The organism is Paraburkholderia sp. SECH2 (genome assembly GCF_030464795.1).
GTDB classification, from domain to species: Bacteria; Pseudomonadota; Gammaproteobacteria; order Burkholderiales; family Burkholderiaceae; genus Paraburkholderia; species Paraburkholderia aspalathi.
This window is the reverse complement of record NZ_JALPRH010000007.1, coordinates 267,517-283,105: the sequence shown is the minus strand read 5'-3', so window position 1 is coordinate 283,105 and position 15,589 is coordinate 267,517. Positions and strand designations below refer to the sequence as shown.

Sequence of the window (15,589 nt, the reverse complement as noted above, 5' to 3'; positions counted from 1 at the left end):
GGGCTTCCAGGTAATGCGCGCAACGTCCGGCCTCGGATTCATTGGGAACGCGACGGCGTTTCTTTCAAACGCCGCCGCGCTGGCTTGCGAATCCTTTAGCGCAGCCGAACGAGCGTGGACTTCAGCTCGGTGTACTTCTCCAACGCGTGCAACGACTTGTCACGGCCGTTACCCGATTGCTTGTAGCCGCCGAACGGGAAGTTCATGTCCCCGCCTTCGTCGTAGCAATTGACCCATACCGTACCGGCGCGCAGCTTGCGCGACACTTCATGCGCGGTGGTGAGGTTCGAAGTCCAGACAGCGGCGGCAAGACCATACTCGCTGTCGTTAGCGATCCTGATCGCCTCTTCAACCGTGTCGAACGTGATCACCGACAACACCGGCCCGAAGATTTCCTCGCGCGCAACCTTCGCGCCGGAAGCCGGGATTTCGAAGATGGTCGGCTCGATATAGAAGCCGCCGGTCTCCTGCTTGACGCGCGAACCACCCAGCAGCAGCTTCGCTTCGGCACGGCCCGCTTCGATATAACCGAGCACGCGTTCGAGTTGCACGTTATCGACGATCGCGCCCATCGAGGTTTGCGGGTCGAGCGGATTGCCCGGTGTATAGCTGCGCGCGGCGGCAATCAGCTTGTCGAGGAACACGTCCTTGATGTCTTTGTGCACGAGCAGGCGCGAACCCGCGGTGCACATTTCGCCCATGTTGTAGAAGATCGCGCCGGCCGCCGCATTCGCCGCGCGGTCGAGGTCGGGGCAATCGGGCATCACGATGTTCGGCGACTTGCCGCCGAGTTCGAGCCACACGCGCTTCAGGTTCGATTGACCGGCGTATTGCATGATCAGCTTGCCGACGTTGGTCGAGCCGGTGAAAGCGAGGCAGTCCACGTCCTGATGCAGTGCCAGCAGCTTGCCCGGTTCGCCCGCGCCCGGCACTACGTTGAACACGCCGGCGGGGATGCCCGCGTCCAGCGCGAGTTGAGCGAGGCGAATCGCGGTGAGGGGCGACTTCTCCGAAGGCTTCAAAACCACGCTGTTACCCGCGGCCAAAGCCGGGCCGAACTTCCACGACGCCATCAGGATCGGGAAATTCCACGGCACGACTGCCGCAACCACGCCGATCGGCTCACGCGTGACGAGGCCCACCAGATGATGATCGGCCGGCGCGACTTCGCCGCCGACCTTGTCGATGGCTTCAGCAAACCACTCGACGCAATAGGCCGCGCCCGGCACGTCCACCGAGGTGGTGTCGGCGATCGGCTTGCCTGCGTCCAGCGTCTCGAGCAGCGCGAGTTCGTCCATATGCTCACGGATCGACGCGGCCCAGCGCAGAAGGATCGCCTTGCGCTTGCGAGGGTTGAGGCCGGACCACACACCGGAATCGAACGCGCGGCGTGCAACTGCCACGGCGGCGTCGACATCCGCCGCACCGCTGTCAGCCACCTTGGCAAGCAGCTTGCCGTCGATCGGGCTCAGGCAGTCGAACGTGCGGCCGCCTGCGGCGTCACGATACTCGCCGTCGATAAACGCACGGCCTTCAATCGAAAGCGTAGCGGCTTTGTCTTGCCAGAAAGCGAGAGATTTCTTGTCCATCAGGATGCCTCAATGTTATGCGCTCGACGCACGCCGGCTCCGACTTCAAGCGGCCTGGAACTGCGTCGCGGCGCGTTGGCGCGGAGTCTTTAGAACGTGGGCGGCGAATTGGCCGACACGATCTCGCAGAGATGCTCCGCGCTGGGATTGCGAAAACGATGCGGTAGACGGCTTTCGAAGTAATAGCTGTCACCAGGGTCGAGCAGCCACGTCACGCCATCTACTGTCAGTTCGATCTGACCGCTGACCACCACCCCGCCCTCGTGCCCTTCGTGCTCCAGCATTTCCGGCCCGGTATCCGAGAGCGGCTGATAGACCTCGCGCAGAATGCCCATGTTGCGGTCTTTCACACTGGAGCCGGCGAGATAGAACTCGATCGACTCATTGCCGAGATTCGGCATGTCGGCGCGGCGCGACACAACCGAGCGCTCCACCTCCACTTCAAAAGTGAAGAACTCGGCGAGACTCATCGGTATGCACTCAAGCAGTTTCTTCAGCGATCCAACCGACGGACTCACCCGGTTCTGTTCGATCAGCGAGATCGTGCCGTTGGTCACCCCCGCCCGTTTCGCCAGCTCACGCTGGGACAGACCATTCTTCTTACGGATGTACTGCAGGCGGGTCGCAACTTCTATGGACATCGCTAGGTTCTCTGACATGGGAGACGATCGGGCGCGTGGACTCGGGCAACGTGTGCCCGCGAGTGTTGAATATTCTAATCACTTTAATCGTTGCGCCGCTGGGGAAAACCCTGAAAGGATTCCGAAATATGATTTGCGCAACGAATGTTCCCAATGACCCGGATTCCAGGGACACCCTCGGGAAAGCCCTGATAAATCTTTTATAAAAATGATTTGACGGCATTATTGGCTCGTATACGATGGTTCTCAGGCGATCGTCATGCCGACGTCACGAAACACGAACGTGTGTTTCTGACGCAGCGAACCCGGTTCGCAACGGTCAGAGACGGTCATCCCAGCGTCATGTTTCTTTAAACGCCCTGTGCGTTTTTCGAGCAAGCGTTCAATACTTTCAACGTCGCTAGTCGAGTGTAATCGTGAGAGTCCGAGGCCCTTTGGTGAGATGGAATCGAAGTCAGGCGAGTTGTCCTCGCGCTGACGGCGCCATCGCCGACGGCAGCAACGGCAGCCTTGCGTTCCGCCGCTTCCTGTCCGTCTTCACGATCCTGTCCCGCCGTTCAGTTCGACGTCACAACTCCATCTCCGCGCGCGCCTTCATTGCTGTGCGCACGGACGAAGTCGCCTCGCTGCTGCCGTAGCGCCTCCCCCTTTTCCGTCGTTCGATTCGTCCGTTTGCGTGAACGCGCTCTCTTGAGCCATGCGTTTGTGCGTGTGCGGTGCCGTCTGCCGCCTATGCACTTCATGCGGATCAGATTAGTTAGTTGCGCACCGCAACGGGCCGAATCGAACGACACATCTAATTACCACGCGCGGCGCGTCCCGCTGACGACGACCGCCTGCACTACCCGGTGGCCTGACGCCTTGCGTCCGGCTGCGGAATGTTGCCGCGCCGTGTTTAACGTTGTTCATGCCGCGTCCCGCGGGGAACATACACGTCTATCTGATATGCGAAACAAACCTCTCGTCGGCATCAGCGCCGACAGAACGATGATGGGAGTCCACCCGTCGCACGTCACCGGCGAGAAGTACATCGCCGCGATCGTGGACGGCTCGCAGGCACTGGCCATGTTGCTGCCGGCGCTCGGCGAGCGTCAGTCCACCGAGGACGTGCTGGCTACTGTCGACGGCTTACTGTTCACCGGCAGCTATTCGAATGTCGAGCCGCACCGCTACGGCGGCCATCCCAGCGCGCCGGGCACGCTGCACGACGCCGCACGCGATGCGACGACGCTGCCGCTGCTGCGCGCCGCGATCGCCGCAGGCGTGCCGGTGCTGGCGGTATGCCGGGGCTTTCAGGAAATGAACGTGGTGTTCGGTGGGACGTTGCATCAAAGCGTTCACGCGGTGGCCGGGTTGAACGACCATCGCGAGAACAAGGAAGACGACCTCGACGTGCAATACGCACCGTCGCATTCGATCACGCTGGCGCAGGGCGGCTTGTTGCAGCGCCTCGCGGGCGGCACGAATGAAGCGCGTGTGAATTCATTGCACGGTCAGGGCGTCGAGCGGCTGGGCGTGGGTCTGGTGGCAGAAGCCACCGCGCCGGACGGATTGATCGAAGCGGTGAGCGTGAAAGATGCGCGTGCCTTCGCGCTGGGTGTGCAGTGGCACCCGGAATGGAAGCATGCCAACGACGCGCTTTCCACCGCGATCTTCCGTGCCTTCGGCGAAGCCTGCCGCGATCGAATGCGCACCAAGGCCGGCTATGGCGCGGCATCCGCCGCTGCCACGCATGCCTGAGCCGGTCGCGCACCAAAACTGAGAGAATAACCATGCATGAAATCGACGACTTCCTGAAGAAGAACCGCGTCACCGAAATCGAAGCGATCATTCCGGATATGGCCGGGATCGCACGCGGCAAGATCATTCCGCGCAGCAAGTTCGAATCCGGCGAATCCATGCGCTTGCCGCAGGCGGTGATGATCCAGACCGTCACAGGGGACTATCCGGAAGACGGCACGCTCACCGGCGTCACCGACCCGGACATGGTCTGCGTTCCCGACGCCAGCACCATCCGCATGATTCCGTGGGCCGTCGATCCGACCGCCCAGGTGATCCACGATTGCGTTCACTTCGACGGCACGCCCGTCGCCATCTCGCCGCGCCGTGTGCTGCGCCGCGTGCTGGAACTGTACAAGGCCAAGGGCTGGAAGCCGGTCATCGCGCCGGAACTCGAGTTCTACCTGGTCGACATGAACAAGGACCCCGACCTGCCGCTGCAACCGCCGATCGGCCGTACGGGCCGTCCGGAGACCGGCCGTCAGGCGTACTCGATCGAAGCCGTCAACGAATTCGATCCGCTGTTCGAAGACATCTATGAATACTGCGAAGTCCAGGAACTGGAAGTTGACACGCTGATTCACGAAGTCGGCGCCGCGCAGATGGAAATCAACTTCATGCACGGCGATCCGCTGAAACTCGCCGACAGCGTGTTCCTGTTCAAGCGCACGGTGCGTGAGGCCGCGCTGCGTCACAAGATGTACGCGACTTTCATGGCCAAGCCGATGGAAGGCGAACCGGGCTCGGCGATGCACATGCACCAGAGTCTCGTGGACGAAGAAACTGGCCACAACCTGTTCACCGGTCCGGACGGCAAGCCCACCACGCTTTTCACGGGCTATATCGCGGGCCTGCAGAAATACACGCCGGCACTGATGCCGATTTTCGCGCCGTACATCAACTCGTATCGCCGCCTGTCGCGTTTCATGGCTGCGCCGATCAACGTGGCATGGGGTTACGACAACCGCACGGTGGGTTTCCGGATTCCGCATTCGGGCCCGGCTGCGCGGCGCATCGAAAACCGCATTCCGGGCGTGGACTGCAACCCGTATCTGGCGATTGCCGCAACGCTCGCGGCCGGCTATCTCGGCATGACGCAAAACCTCGAAGCCACTGAGCCGCTGCTCAGCGACGGTTACGAATTGCCGTACCAGTTGCCGCGCAACCTTGAAGAAGGTTTGACGCTGATGGGCGCTTGCGAGCCGATCGCCGAAGTACTCGGCGAGAAATTCGTCAAAGCCTACCTCGCACTGAAAGAAACCGAATATGAAGCGTTTTTCCGCGTGATCAGTTCGTGGGAACGCCGGCATTTGCTGCTGCACGTCTAAGATCTATTTCAACGACGTCGCCCGCAAACGCAAAAAAATTGGAGGCAGTATGAGCTACAGAACAGAAGAAGTCGCTTACGTGCAGCCGGCCCAACCCGCCGCCAGCGCACAAGCCACACAACAGAAACGCGGCACCGCCGAATACCGCGCGCTCGACGCCGCGCACCACATCCATCCGTTTTCGGATATGGGTTCGCTCAATCGCAGCGGCAGCCGCGTGATCGTCAAGGCACAGGGCGTGTACCTGTGGGATTCGGACGACAACAAGATCATCGACGGCATGGCCGGTTTGTGGTGCGTGAATGTCGGTTATGGCCGCAAGGAACTGGCCGACGCAGCGTACCGTCAGATGCAGGAACTGCCCTTCTACAACACCTTCTTCAAGACGACGCACCCGCCGGTGATCGAACTGTCGGCCCTGCTCGCCGAGCTCGCGCCGGAACCGTTCAACCACTTCTTCTATTGCAACAGCGGCTCGGAAGGCAACGACACCGTGCTGCGCATCGTTCACCAATACTGGGCGACGCAAGGCAAGCACTCGAAGAAGTTCGTCATCTCGCGCAAGAACGGCTATCACGGTTCGACGATCGCGGGCGGCACGCTGGGCGGCATGGGCTACATGCACGAACAGATGCCCTCGAAGGTCGAGAACATCGTGCACATCGACCAACCGTATTTCTTCGGCGAAGCAGAAGGCAATCTGACGCCGGAAGAATTCGCTCTGGCCCGCGCGCAGCAACTCGAAGCGAAGATTCTCGAAATCGGCGCGGACAATGTGGCCGCCTTTATCGGTGAGCCTTTCCAGGGCGCGGGCGGCGTGATTTTCCCGGCCTCGACGTATTGGCCGGAAATCCAACGCATCTGCCGCAAGTACGACATCCTGCTGGTCGCCGACGAAGTGATCGGCGGCTTCGGCCGGACCGGCGAATGGTTCGCGCATCAGCACTTCGGTTTCGAACCGGACCTGATCACGCTGGCCAAGGGCCTGACAAGCGGCTACGTGCCGATGGGCGCGGTCGGTCTGCACGATCGCGTCGCCAAGGCGATCATCGAAAATGGCGACTTCAATCACGGCCTCACCTACTCCGGCCACCCGGTGGCCGCGGCAGTAGCGGTAGCCAATCTGAAGCTGCTACGCGACGACAAGATCGTCGAGCGCGTCAAGACCGACACGGGTCCGTACTTCCAGAAGAAGCTGCGCGACACCTTTGCCAATCACCCGATCATCGGTGAAATCTCCGGCGCGGGTCTGGTCGCCGGTCTGCAACTCGCAGAAGACCCGAAAGCACGCAAGCGTTTTGCTAATGGTGGAGAAGTCGGCACGATCTGCCGCGACTTCTGCTTCAACGGCAACCTGATCATGCGCGCCACCGGCGACCGGATGCTGCTGTCGCCGCCGCTCGTGATCAACAAGCTGGAAATCGACGAGATCGTTGCGAAGGCCAAATACGCCATCGACGCGACCGCACAACAACTCGGAATTTCGTAACGGCAGTTCGTTCCGGCATGAGCACACCCACGATACGCGCCCATGCCGGTTCTTCACATCAAGGGAAAAAACCATGAGCGTTTGTCATCTTCGTCATGCGGTCGCGGGGGCCGCGCTTCTCGCCTTCACGGGTTTTGCGGCGTTGTCGGTTACGCCGGCCCTTGCGGCCGACACGGAACTGAATGTGTACAACTGGTCGGACTACATCGCGAAGGACACGATTCCAAACTTCGAGAAGCAGGACGGTATCAAGGTCAAGTACGACAACTACGATAGCGACGATACCTTGCAGGCCAAACTGCTCGCGGGCAGTTCCGGTTACGACATCGTGGTGCCGACGTCGAACTACATGGCCAAGCAGATCCAGGCCGGCGTGTATCAGAAGCTCGACAAGTCGAAGCTGCCGAATCTGTCGAACCTCGACCCCGTGTTGATGAAGATGATTTCCGACGCCGATCCGGGCAACCAGTACGGCGTGCCCTGGGCTTACGGTACCGACGGTATCGGCTACAACGTCCAGGCCGTGCAGAAGGCACTCGGCGCCAATGCGCCGGTGGACAGCTGGGCCCTCGTGTTCGACCCGGCCAATCTGTCGAAGCTGAAAGGCTGCGGCGTGTCGTTCCTCGACCAGGCTGTCGACGTGTTCGCCGCGACGCTGCAATACATGCATAAGGATCCGAACAGCACGAACCCCGCCGACTATCAGGCCGCGTTCGAAGTGCTGAAGAAAGTCCGCCCGTACATCACCCAATTCAATTCGTCCGGCTACATCAACGACCTCGCTAACAACGACATCTGCGTCGCGGTGGCATGGTCCGGCGACGTCGGCATCGCCAGCCGCCGTACCGCGGAAGCCAAGCGTTCGTATCAGGTGAAATTCTCGAACGTCAAGGAAGGCGGTCTGCTGTGGTTCGACGTGATGGTGATCCCGAAAGACGCACCGCATCCGGAAGCCGCGCTGAAGTGGATCAACTACATCGAAGATCCGAAGGTCAACGCAGCGATTACCAATGAAGTGTTCTACCCGACCGCGAACAAGGCCGCGCGCCAGTTCGTCGTTCCGGGTGTCGCACAGGACACGACCGTTTATCCGGGCGATGAAGTGTTGAGCAAAATGACACTGATGAAACCGATGCCCACCGACATTCTGCGCCTTGAAAATCGACTTTGGGCGCAGCTTAAAACCGGCCATTGATTAAGCCAAACTAAAAAGAATCGATCCCGCGCTCAGGGATCGCTCGAACCCTGAGCGCATGAATGGCAGTAACGGTAGTCAGCCTGCGTGCTTAAGTCCCATCTGTGCGCAGTCCCATGTTTTCCGATCGCAGCGCATCTTGCGAGCCGCTTTCCGCGACTCGTATGGAGACACTTGCGCTCGCGATCCGCAAGGAATGGTTACATCATGAACTCGACGACACAAACAAGCGTAGCCGGCGCCACCCAGATGGCCCGCCCCGCACCGACGACAAAATCGAAATCGGACGAATTCGTTCGCATCGAAAATGTCGTGAAGAAATTCGGCGACAGTACTGCTGTCGACAACGTCAATCTGAGCATTGCGAAGAATGAATTGTTCGCGCTGCTCGGCAGCTCCGGCTGCGGCAAGTCCACGCTCCTGCGCATGCTCGCGGGGCTCGAGTCGGTCACGTCCGGCCGCATTTTCGTCGACGGCGAAGACCTCGCCGCGATGCCGCCGTACAAGCGGCCCGTCAACATGATGTTCCAGTCATATGCGCTGTTCCCGCACATGAGCGTCGAAGCGAATATCGCGTTCGGCCTCAAGCAGGAAGGCACGCCCAAGAACGAGATCAAGGAACGCGTTGCCGACGCGCTGAATCTCGTGCAGATGAGCAAATACGCGCAACGCAAGCCGCACCAGTTGTCCGGCGGACAGCAGCAGCGTGTGGCGCTGGCCCGCTCGCTCGTCAAGCGCCCCAAGCTGCTGCTGCTCGACGAGCCGATGTCGGCGCTCGACAAGAAGATCCGTCAGAAGACCCAGCTCGAACTGGTGAACATCATCGAGAAGGTCGACGTGACCTGCGTGATGGTGACGCACGATCAGGAAGAAGCCATGACGATGGCCGGCCGCCTCGCCGTGATGAGCGAAGGCCGCATCGTGCAGATCGGCTCGCCCAGCCAGGTGTACGAATTTCCGAATAGCCGCTTCTCGGCCGAGTTCATCGGCTCGACCAACCTGTTCGAAGGCACCGTGGTCGCGGATGAACCTGACCACATCTTCGTGGAAAGCGAAGACCTCGAATCGCGCATCTACGTGAGCCACGGCATTACCGGCCCGCTTGGCATGCCGGTGGGCATCTCGGTGCGTCCGGAACGCGTGAAGGTCTCGCTCGACAAGCCCTCGACGCCGCACAACTGGGCGCGCGGCGTGGTCTCGGACGTCGCGTACATGGGCAGCTATTCGCTCTATCACGTGCGCCTGCCGAGCGGCAAGACGGTCGTGTCGAATCTCTCCAGCTCGCACCTCATGAGCGAAGGTGCGCCGTCCTATAACGACGACGTGTTCGTCTACTGGTCGCCGGCTAGCGGCGTGGTGCTGACGCAATGAGCAATCCCACTACCTCCCCCGCGGCGCTCGGCGCGCCGTCCGGCAGCCGTTTGCTCGGCTCGCTGAAAAAACGCCTCTCGTTCCTGGTGCCCTCGGGCCGCACGACCGTGATCGGCGTGCCGTTCATGTGGCTCTTCGTGTTCTTCGCGTTGCCGTTCGTGCTGGTGCTGAAAATCAGCTTCGCCGATCTGCGCCTGGGCATTCCGCCGTACACGGATCTCGTGACGGTCAAGGACGGCATGGTGCACTTCGCCATGCAGCTGAGCCACTACGCCTTCCTGCTGCAGGACGATCTGTACGTCGCCACGTACATCAGCTCGCTGAAGATGGCCGCAATCTCAACCTTCTTCTGCCTGTTGATCGGCTACCCGATTGCGTACTACATCGCGCGTTCGGAGCCGACCAAACGCAACCTGCTGATGATGGGCGTGATGCTGCCGTTCTGGACGTCGTTCCTGATCCGCGTCTATGCGTGGATCGGCATCCTGAAGGACGACGGCCTGCTCAATCACACGCTGATGGCCATCGGCATGATTCATTCGCCGTTGCGCCTCTACCACACGGATATTGGCGTCTATATCGGCATGGTTTATTCGTATCTGCCGTTCATGGTGATGCCGCTGTATGCGCACCTGGTGAAGATGGATCTGACGCTGCTCGAAGCGGCCTACGACCTCGGTTGCAAACCGTGGACCGCGTTCACGCGCATCACCTTGCCGCTGTCGAAGAACGGCATTATCGCCGGCAGTCTGCTGGTGTTTATTCCGGCGGTCGGCGAGTACGTGATTCCTGAACTGCTGGGCGGCGCCGATACGCTGATGATCGGCCGCGTGATGTGGGATGAATTCTTCAACGATATGGACTGGCCGATGGCATCCGCTGTCACCGTCGCCATGGTTCTACTGCTGCTCGTGCCGATGGCCGTGTTCCAGTACTACCAGGTCAAGGAACTGGAGGGCGCGAAATGATCAAGCCAAATAGAACGCTTTCCAATAGCGTACTGACGTTCGGGTTTCTGTTTCTGTATATCCCGATCATCAGCCTCGTGGTGTATTCGTTCAACGAGTCGAAGCTCGTTACGGTCTGGTCCGGCTTTTCGCTCAAATGGTATGGCGCATTGCTGCAAGACGGCGAACTGCTCAGTGCAGCGTGGCTGTCGCTGAAAATCGGTCTGCTGACCGCGTGTGCATCGGTGGTGATCGGTACATGGGCCGGCTTCGTGCTGGCCCGCTTCGGACGCTTTCGCGGCTTCACGCTGTTCGCCGGCATGATCAACGCGCCGCTCGTGATTCCTGAAGTGATTCAGGGCATCTCGCTGCTGCTGCTGTTCGTCGCGCTCGAACAGATGCTCGGCTGGCCGAAGGGCCGTGGCCTCTTCACGATCTGGATCGGCCACGTGATGCTGTGCGTTTCGTACGTGGCCATCATCGTGCAATCGCGGGTGAAGGAGCTCAACAAGTCGCTCGAAGAAGCCGCACTCGATCTCGGCGCAACGCCCTTCAAGGTGTTCTTCCTGATCACGCTGCCGCTGATCTCGCAGGCTCTGATGTCCGGCTGGCTGCTGTCGTTCACGCTGTCTTTCGACGATCTCGTGCTCTCCGCGTTCCTCTCCGGTCCCGGTTCGACCACGCTGCCGCTCGTCGTGTTCTCGCGTGTTCGTCTTGGCCTGAATCCGGAAATGAACGCGCTCGCCACGATCTTCATCACCACGGTGACGATCGGCGTGATCGGCGTGAACCGCTGGATGCAGGTGCGTGAGCGCAAGCGCAACCGCGACATGCAGATGGCGTTCGCACTCGCCGAAGCCGCCGACCCGTTACCGTCAGCACCACAACAAGCCGTCGTACGAAAGTCGCTCGATACGGCACGCGCATAAGAAGTCCTTTTGCAATACGACCAATAAGGAGAATTTGCATGAGAAAGAAGCTCATCTGTCTGTTGGTGGCGGGGAGTTTGCCAGGCCTTGCCATGGCAGACGCCACCAGCGACCAGATCAAGGCGCTACAGGCCCAGCTCAACGCACTGCAAAAGGAGGTGAAGCAGTTGCGTTCCGAGGTAGCGTCCAAACCGAAAGCGGCGGCGGCAGCCACCGCGGCACCGGCTCCGGCTGTGGTGGCGGCGCCGGTCGACATCTCCTCGCCGGATTACGGCAAGGCGCAGGCGACGCTGACCAACGACCAGGTCGATTCGATGAAGCAGCAGATCGCCAATCAGCAGTTGAAGGTCGACTCGCTGGTGGACGCGGCGAACACGGGGCCGATCGCCGGCTTGTCGGTGACGGGCTATATCGATCCGACCTACATGTATAACCGCGCGCAGAGCAGCTCGTCGTTCCTGTTCGCGAACCATGAAAGTAGCTACAACTACTTCAACAGCACGTTCGGCGATCTGTACTTAGACATCAAGAAGACCTTCGGTGTCGGCCCGATGGCGCCGTCGGCCGAGATCACCTTGATGCCGAACCGCGGCAACGGTATTACGCTGCTCTCGAACGAGCACGGCGATATCGGCAACAACATCCTGAACACGGCCGTGGTCAATGTGCCGTTGACGGCGACCACGACCCTCGTGGCCGGTTTGATTCCGAGCTTCGGCGGCTATGAAGTGCAGCAATCGAACCAGATGCTGACGCTCACGCACAACCTGTTGTACGACTTCTCGGATCCGGGCAGCTACATCGGTATCGGCGCGAACTATGCGACGGGTAACTGGGCGTGGAAGTTCTTCCTCGGCAACGAACAGTACCGCACGTTTGGCGCGACGACGCAGGTCGGCACCAATGCGCTGGGCGATCCGATCACGACCAGCAACAAGATCCCGACCCTCACGGGACGAGTCGACTACACGTGGTCGAGCGCACTGGATGTGGGTGGCTCGTTCAACATCGGCCGTCAGACCTTGCCTAGCGCGATCGATGCGAACACTGGTGCGGTCAGCTACGGCGTAGGCGGTCAGGCGCCGAGCTCGGGCGGTACGTTCTTCTTCACCGAAGCCGACCTGACCTACACGCTGGCGGACGTGCAGTACAACGCCGAACTCGACTACGGTCAGCAGCAGAACGCCGCGTTCAACGGCGGCCAGGCACAGTGGTACGGCCTCTCGCTGCTCGCGCACCGCAAGTTCTCGCTGCCGGTGGTGGGCCGTATGGGCGTGACCGCCCGTTACGACCTGCTCGTCGACAGCAAGAATGGCGGCGGCGGCGGTGGCATCGCGTTGAATTCGAACGGCATGGACACTGCCGACGGCTTCGGTATCGGCGCGGACTGCCTCGCCAATTCGAAGGCCAACGGCGGTCTCGGCTTCGAGTGCAAGGGCGCAACCCGCCAGGACGTTTCGCTCGATCTGTTGTTCTACCCGACCCAGCAGATCACGGTCAAGGTGGAATACCGCCACGACTGGGCGAACAAACAGGTGTTCCTGAAGAACGACGGCTCGTACGGCAAGTCCAACGACCTGCTCGCAACGCAGTTCATCTACTCGTTCTAAAACGACCCGCCTCATCGCGTGGCCCGGCTTTACCGCGGGCCACGCGCCAAGGCCTCTTCTGCATGCTCTGCCTATGCTCCGATTCTCAAACCAGCCTCACGTCGCCTCGTATTACGCAGCAACCGCTAACGACACCACCCGCCATCCCCCACTCGAAGAAACGCTTAACGTCGACGTCTGCGTGATCGGCGCCGGACTCACCGGCATCTCGACTGCGTTGAACCTCGCCGAACGCGGTCACTCGGTCGCGGTGCTCGAAGCATCGAAAGTCGGATGGGCCGCGAGCGGCCGCAATGGTGGCCAGTTGATCGGCGGCTTTGCCTGCGATATCGACACATTCGCGAAGTTCATGCCCGCGGATGACGTGAAGCGTGTTTGGGACATGGGGCTCGAAACCCTGGATATCGTCAAGGAACGCGTCGCGAAGCATCAGATCGACTGCGACCTGACCATCGGTTACCTGACCGCGGCGAACAAGCCGCGCGATACGGATGCACTGCAAAAATGGCGCGACGAAGCGCAACGGCGTTTCGGCTATGACCGTTTCAGCTATGTCGACGCCGATGGCGTCGGCAACTATGTTCAATCGCAGCGCTACCTCGGCGGATTGTTCGATGCGGACAGCGGCCATCTGCATCCGCTGAATTACACGCTCGGTCTGGCGCGCGCGGCACGCGAGGCCGGCGTACGGATTTTCGAAGACAGTTGCGTCACCGCGTTGCGCCAGGAAAACGGCCGGCATGTGGCCGAAACCGCTCGTGGCAAAGTCAATGCGCAATTCGTCGTGCTCGCCTGCAATACGTATCTCGGCCAACTCGCGCCGGATCTCGCCAGCAAGATCATGCCGGTGGGCACCTACGTGATCGCCACCGAACCGCTCGATCCCGATCGCGCCGAAGCGCTGATGCCGGCGAAAGCGGCCGTGTGCGACAGCCGCTTCGTGCTGGACTATTTCCGCCCTGCCCCCGACAATCGTTTGTTGTGGGGCGGCAAAGTCAGCTATTCGACCTTCGCGCCGCGCAACCTCGGTGAAGCAATGCGCCGCGATATGCTGAAGACTTTCCCGCAACTCGACGATGTCAAAATCGACTATGCGTGGGGCGGCTTCGTCGACATTACGATGAATCGCGCGCCGCATTTCGGCCGCCTATCGCCTACCGTGTATTTCGCGCAGGGTTTCTCCGGCCACGGCGTGAACACTACCGGGCTCGCGGGCAAGCTGATCGCCGAAGCGATCGATGGTCAGACCTCGCGCTTTGATCTGTTCGGCAAGATTCGCCACCGCGACTTCCCCGGCGGCGCTACACTGCGCACCCCTGCCCTCGTCCTTGCGATGGCCTGGTATCGAATGAAGGACCTGCTTTGATGAATGCACCGACTCCCGGCTTCAACACGCTCGACCACCGCGCCGATGCGCTGATCGCCAACTCCTACTACGAGGCGAGCGCCACGCGTCCGCCGGCCGACGATCCGATGCTCGACGGCACGCTGGAGGCCGACGTCTGCGTGATTGGCGCGGGTTTTTCCGGTTTGTCGGTGGCGTTGGAATGCCGGACGCGCGGATTGTCGGTGGTGGTGCTCGATGCGCATCGTCCCGGTTGGGGCGCGTCGGGCCGCAACGGCGGGCAGACCTTGGTGGGTTTCGCGAAAGACGAGATCATCGAACGGCAACTCGGACTCGACGGCGCACGCGCCGCGTGGGCGATGTCAGTGGAAGGCGTGGCTCTGGTGCGCGAGCGCATTGAACGCTACGGCATTGATTGCGATTTCACCGCCGGCTATCTGACGGTGGCCACCAAACCGAAACGCGTGCCGGATTTGCGTTCGTGGATGGAATCGGCGTCGCAACGCTGGGGCTATACGAAACTCTCGTGGCTCGATACCGATGAAGTGCGTTCACGCGTCGCTTCGCGACGTTATCTGGCCGGCGTCTACGATCCGTTTTCCGGTCATCTGCATCCGCTCAAATACTGCCTCGGTCTCGCCGATGCAGCACGTCGTGAAGGTGCACAACTGTTTGCGCATTCGCCGGTGATCGAAGTCGTGCGTGGTGCACGGCCTGTCGTGCGGACCGCCAATGGCGAGGTACGCTGCCGCTTCGTCGCGGCATGCGGCAATGCCACGATCGGCGACGTGTTGCCGGCTCCAGTGGCCGCGCGCATCGCGCCGATTGCCTCTTACATTGTCGCCACGGAACCGCTCGGTCAGCCACGCGCGGACGCACTGATCAAAGGACGTGAGGCGATTTGCGACAACAACTTCTTCCTCGATTACTTCCGTCTGTCGGCTGATCATCGCGTGCTGTTCGGTGGCCGCGCGAGTTCGACCGGCGCGTCGCCCGTGCAACTCGGCGAGGAAATCCGCAAGCGCATGATCGGCGTGTTCCCGCAGCTAGGCGATGTGAGAATCGACTATGCGTGGGGCGGTTTTGTCGACGTAACGCGCAATCGTGCACCCGATTTCGGTTCGATCGATCCGAACTACTTCTACGTGCAGGGCTTTTCAGGTCACGGCGTGGCGTTGACGGGGATTGCCGGGCGCGTGATTGCGAAAGCTATGGCCGGTGAGACCGCGGCCTTCGATCTGTTCGCGCAACTGCGGCACGCACGCTTTCCGGGCGGCCCGGCATTACGTGGGCCGGCGCTGGAACTCGGGATGATGTATCACCGGATTCTGGAGTTGTTCTAGGCAGGCTTTCGAGCTTTAAGACG

The 15,589-nt window shown here is 60.9% G+C and carries 13 protein-coding genes; 11 read left to right on the top strand and 2 right to left on the bottom strand.

Annotated elements, in window-relative coordinates:
• Positions 1–95: 95 nt before the first annotated feature.
• Both M0D66_RS15625 and M0D66_RS15620 read right to left on the bottom strand, forming a co-directional pair.
• Positions 96–1,589 carry an aldehyde dehydrogenase gene (locus M0D66_RS15625; RefSeq protein ID WP_211706907.1) on the bottom strand — a complete coding sequence of 498 codons (1,494 nt, stop codon included), beginning with the start codon at positions 1,587–1,589 and terminating at the stop codon, positions 96–98.
• Positions 1,590–1,678: 89 nt separating this feature from the next.
• The gene (locus M0D66_RS15620; RefSeq protein WP_054042828.1) at positions 1,679–2,230 is read right to left on the bottom strand and encodes a cupin domain-containing protein; all 552 of its coding nucleotides are present in this window, start codon (positions 2,228–2,230) and stop codon (positions 1,679–1,681) included.
• A gap of 437 nt (positions 2,231–2,667) precedes the next feature.
• Here M0D66_RS15620 and M0D66_RS15615 point away from each other — a divergent pair, with 437 nt between their 5' ends.
• From M0D66_RS15615 to M0D66_RS15565, 11 genes are all read left to right on the top strand, one after another.
• A complete protein-coding gene (locus M0D66_RS15615; RefSeq protein ID WP_236062552.1) occupies positions 2,668–2,868 on the top strand; it encodes a hypothetical protein in 201 nt (66 codons plus the stop codon).
• Between the two features lie 307 nt (positions 2,869–3,175).
• Positions 3,176–3,970 (top strand): gamma-glutamyl-gamma-aminobutyrate hydrolase family protein, encoded by a 795-nt coding sequence (locus M0D66_RS15610; RefSeq protein ID WP_093645068.1) that lies wholly within the window; start codon positions 3,176–3,178, stop codon positions 3,968–3,970.
• 32 nt (positions 3,971–4,002) lie between these two features.
• The gene (locus M0D66_RS15605) at positions 4,003–5,337 is read left to right on the top strand and encodes a glutamine synthetase family protein (RefSeq protein WP_093645070.1); all 1,335 of its coding nucleotides are present in this window, start codon (positions 4,003–4,005) and stop codon (positions 5,335–5,337) included.
• A gap of 49 nt (positions 5,338–5,386) precedes the next feature.
• Positions 5,387–6,826, top strand: a complete 1,440-nt coding sequence (locus M0D66_RS15600; RefSeq protein WP_211706908.1) for an aspartate aminotransferase family protein — start codon at positions 5,387–5,389, stop codon at positions 6,824–6,826.
• Between the two features lie 73 nt (positions 6,827–6,899).
• Positions 6,900–8,021, top strand: coding sequence for a polyamine ABC transporter substrate-binding protein (locus M0D66_RS15595; RefSeq protein WP_093645074.1), 1,122 nt, complete (start codon positions 6,900–6,902; stop codon positions 8,019–8,021).
• Positions 8,022–8,270: 249 nt separating this feature from the next.
• Positions 8,271–9,392, top strand: coding sequence for an ABC transporter ATP-binding protein (locus M0D66_RS15590; RefSeq protein ID WP_093645173.1), 1,122 nt, complete (start codon positions 8,271–8,273; stop codon positions 9,390–9,392).
• Positions 9,389–10,360, top strand: coding sequence for an ABC transporter permease subunit (locus M0D66_RS15585; RefSeq protein ID WP_200561981.1), 972 nt, complete (start codon positions 9,389–9,391; stop codon positions 10,358–10,360). The genes M0D66_RS15590 and M0D66_RS15585 overlap by 4 nt, the downstream gene beginning before the upstream one ends.
• Positions 10,357–11,268: an ABC transporter permease subunit gene (locus M0D66_RS15580; protein ID WP_211706909.1), complete on the top strand. Its 912-nt coding sequence runs from the start codon at positions 10,357–10,359 to the stop codon at positions 11,266–11,268. Before M0D66_RS15585 ends, M0D66_RS15580 begins: the two co-directional genes overlap by 4 nt.
• A 38-nt stretch (positions 11,269–11,306) precedes the next feature.
• Positions 11,307–12,878, top strand: coding sequence for a DUF3138 family protein (locus tag M0D66_RS15575; RefSeq protein ID WP_211706910.1), 1,572 nt, complete (start codon positions 11,307–11,309; stop codon positions 12,876–12,878).
• 73 nt (positions 12,879–12,951) lie between these two features.
• A complete protein-coding gene (locus tag M0D66_RS15570; protein ID WP_211706911.1) occupies positions 12,952–14,244 on the top strand; it encodes an FAD-binding oxidoreductase in 1,293 nt (430 codons plus the stop codon).
• Positions 14,244–15,566, top strand: a complete 1,323-nt coding sequence (locus tag M0D66_RS15565; RefSeq protein ID WP_211706912.1) for an FAD-binding oxidoreductase — start codon at positions 14,244–14,246, stop codon at positions 15,564–15,566. Before M0D66_RS15570 ends, M0D66_RS15565 begins: the two co-directional genes overlap by 1 nt.
• The last annotated feature ends 23 nt before the right edge of the window (positions 15,567–15,589 follow it).

Bases quoted from the DNA above. Each gene is read 5' to 3' on its own strand.
- M0D66_RS15625 (WP_211706907.1), bottom strand. From the start codon at position 1,589: ATGGACAAGAAATCTCTCGCTTTCTGGCAAGACAAAGCCGCTACGCTT.
- M0D66_RS15620 (WP_054042828.1), bottom strand. From the start codon at position 2,230: ATGTCCATAGAAGTTGCGACCCGCCTGCAGTACATCCGTAAGAAGAAT.
- M0D66_RS15610 (WP_093645068.1), top strand. From the start codon at position 3,176: ATGCGAAACAAACCTCTCGTCGGCATCAGCGCCGACAGAACGATGATG.
- M0D66_RS15605 (WP_093645070.1), top strand. From the start codon at position 4,003: ATGCATGAAATCGACGACTTCCTGAAGAAGAACCGCGTCACCGAAATC.
- M0D66_RS15600 (WP_211706908.1), top strand. From the start codon at position 5,387: ATGAGCTACAGAACAGAAGAAGTCGCTTACGTGCAGCCGGCCCAACCC.
- M0D66_RS15595 (WP_093645074.1), top strand. From the start codon at position 6,900: ATGAGCGTTTGTCATCTTCGTCATGCGGTCGCGGGGGCCGCGCTTCTC.
- M0D66_RS15590 (WP_093645173.1), top strand. From the start codon at position 8,271: ATGGCCCGCCCCGCACCGACGACAAAATCGAAATCGGACGAATTCGTT.
- M0D66_RS15585 (WP_200561981.1), top strand. From the start codon at position 9,389: ATGAGCAATCCCACTACCTCCCCCGCGGCGCTCGGCGCGCCGTCCGGC.
- M0D66_RS15580 (WP_211706909.1), top strand. From the start codon at position 10,357: ATGATCAAGCCAAATAGAACGCTTTCCAATAGCGTACTGACGTTCGGG.
- M0D66_RS15575 (WP_211706910.1), top strand. From the start codon at position 11,307: ATGAGAAAGAAGCTCATCTGTCTGTTGGTGGCGGGGAGTTTGCCAGGC.
- M0D66_RS15570 (WP_211706911.1), top strand. From the start codon at position 12,952: ATGCTCCGATTCTCAAACCAGCCTCACGTCGCCTCGTATTACGCAGCA.
- M0D66_RS15565 (WP_211706912.1), top strand. From the start codon at position 14,244: ATGAATGCACCGACTCCCGGCTTCAACACGCTCGACCACCGCGCCGAT.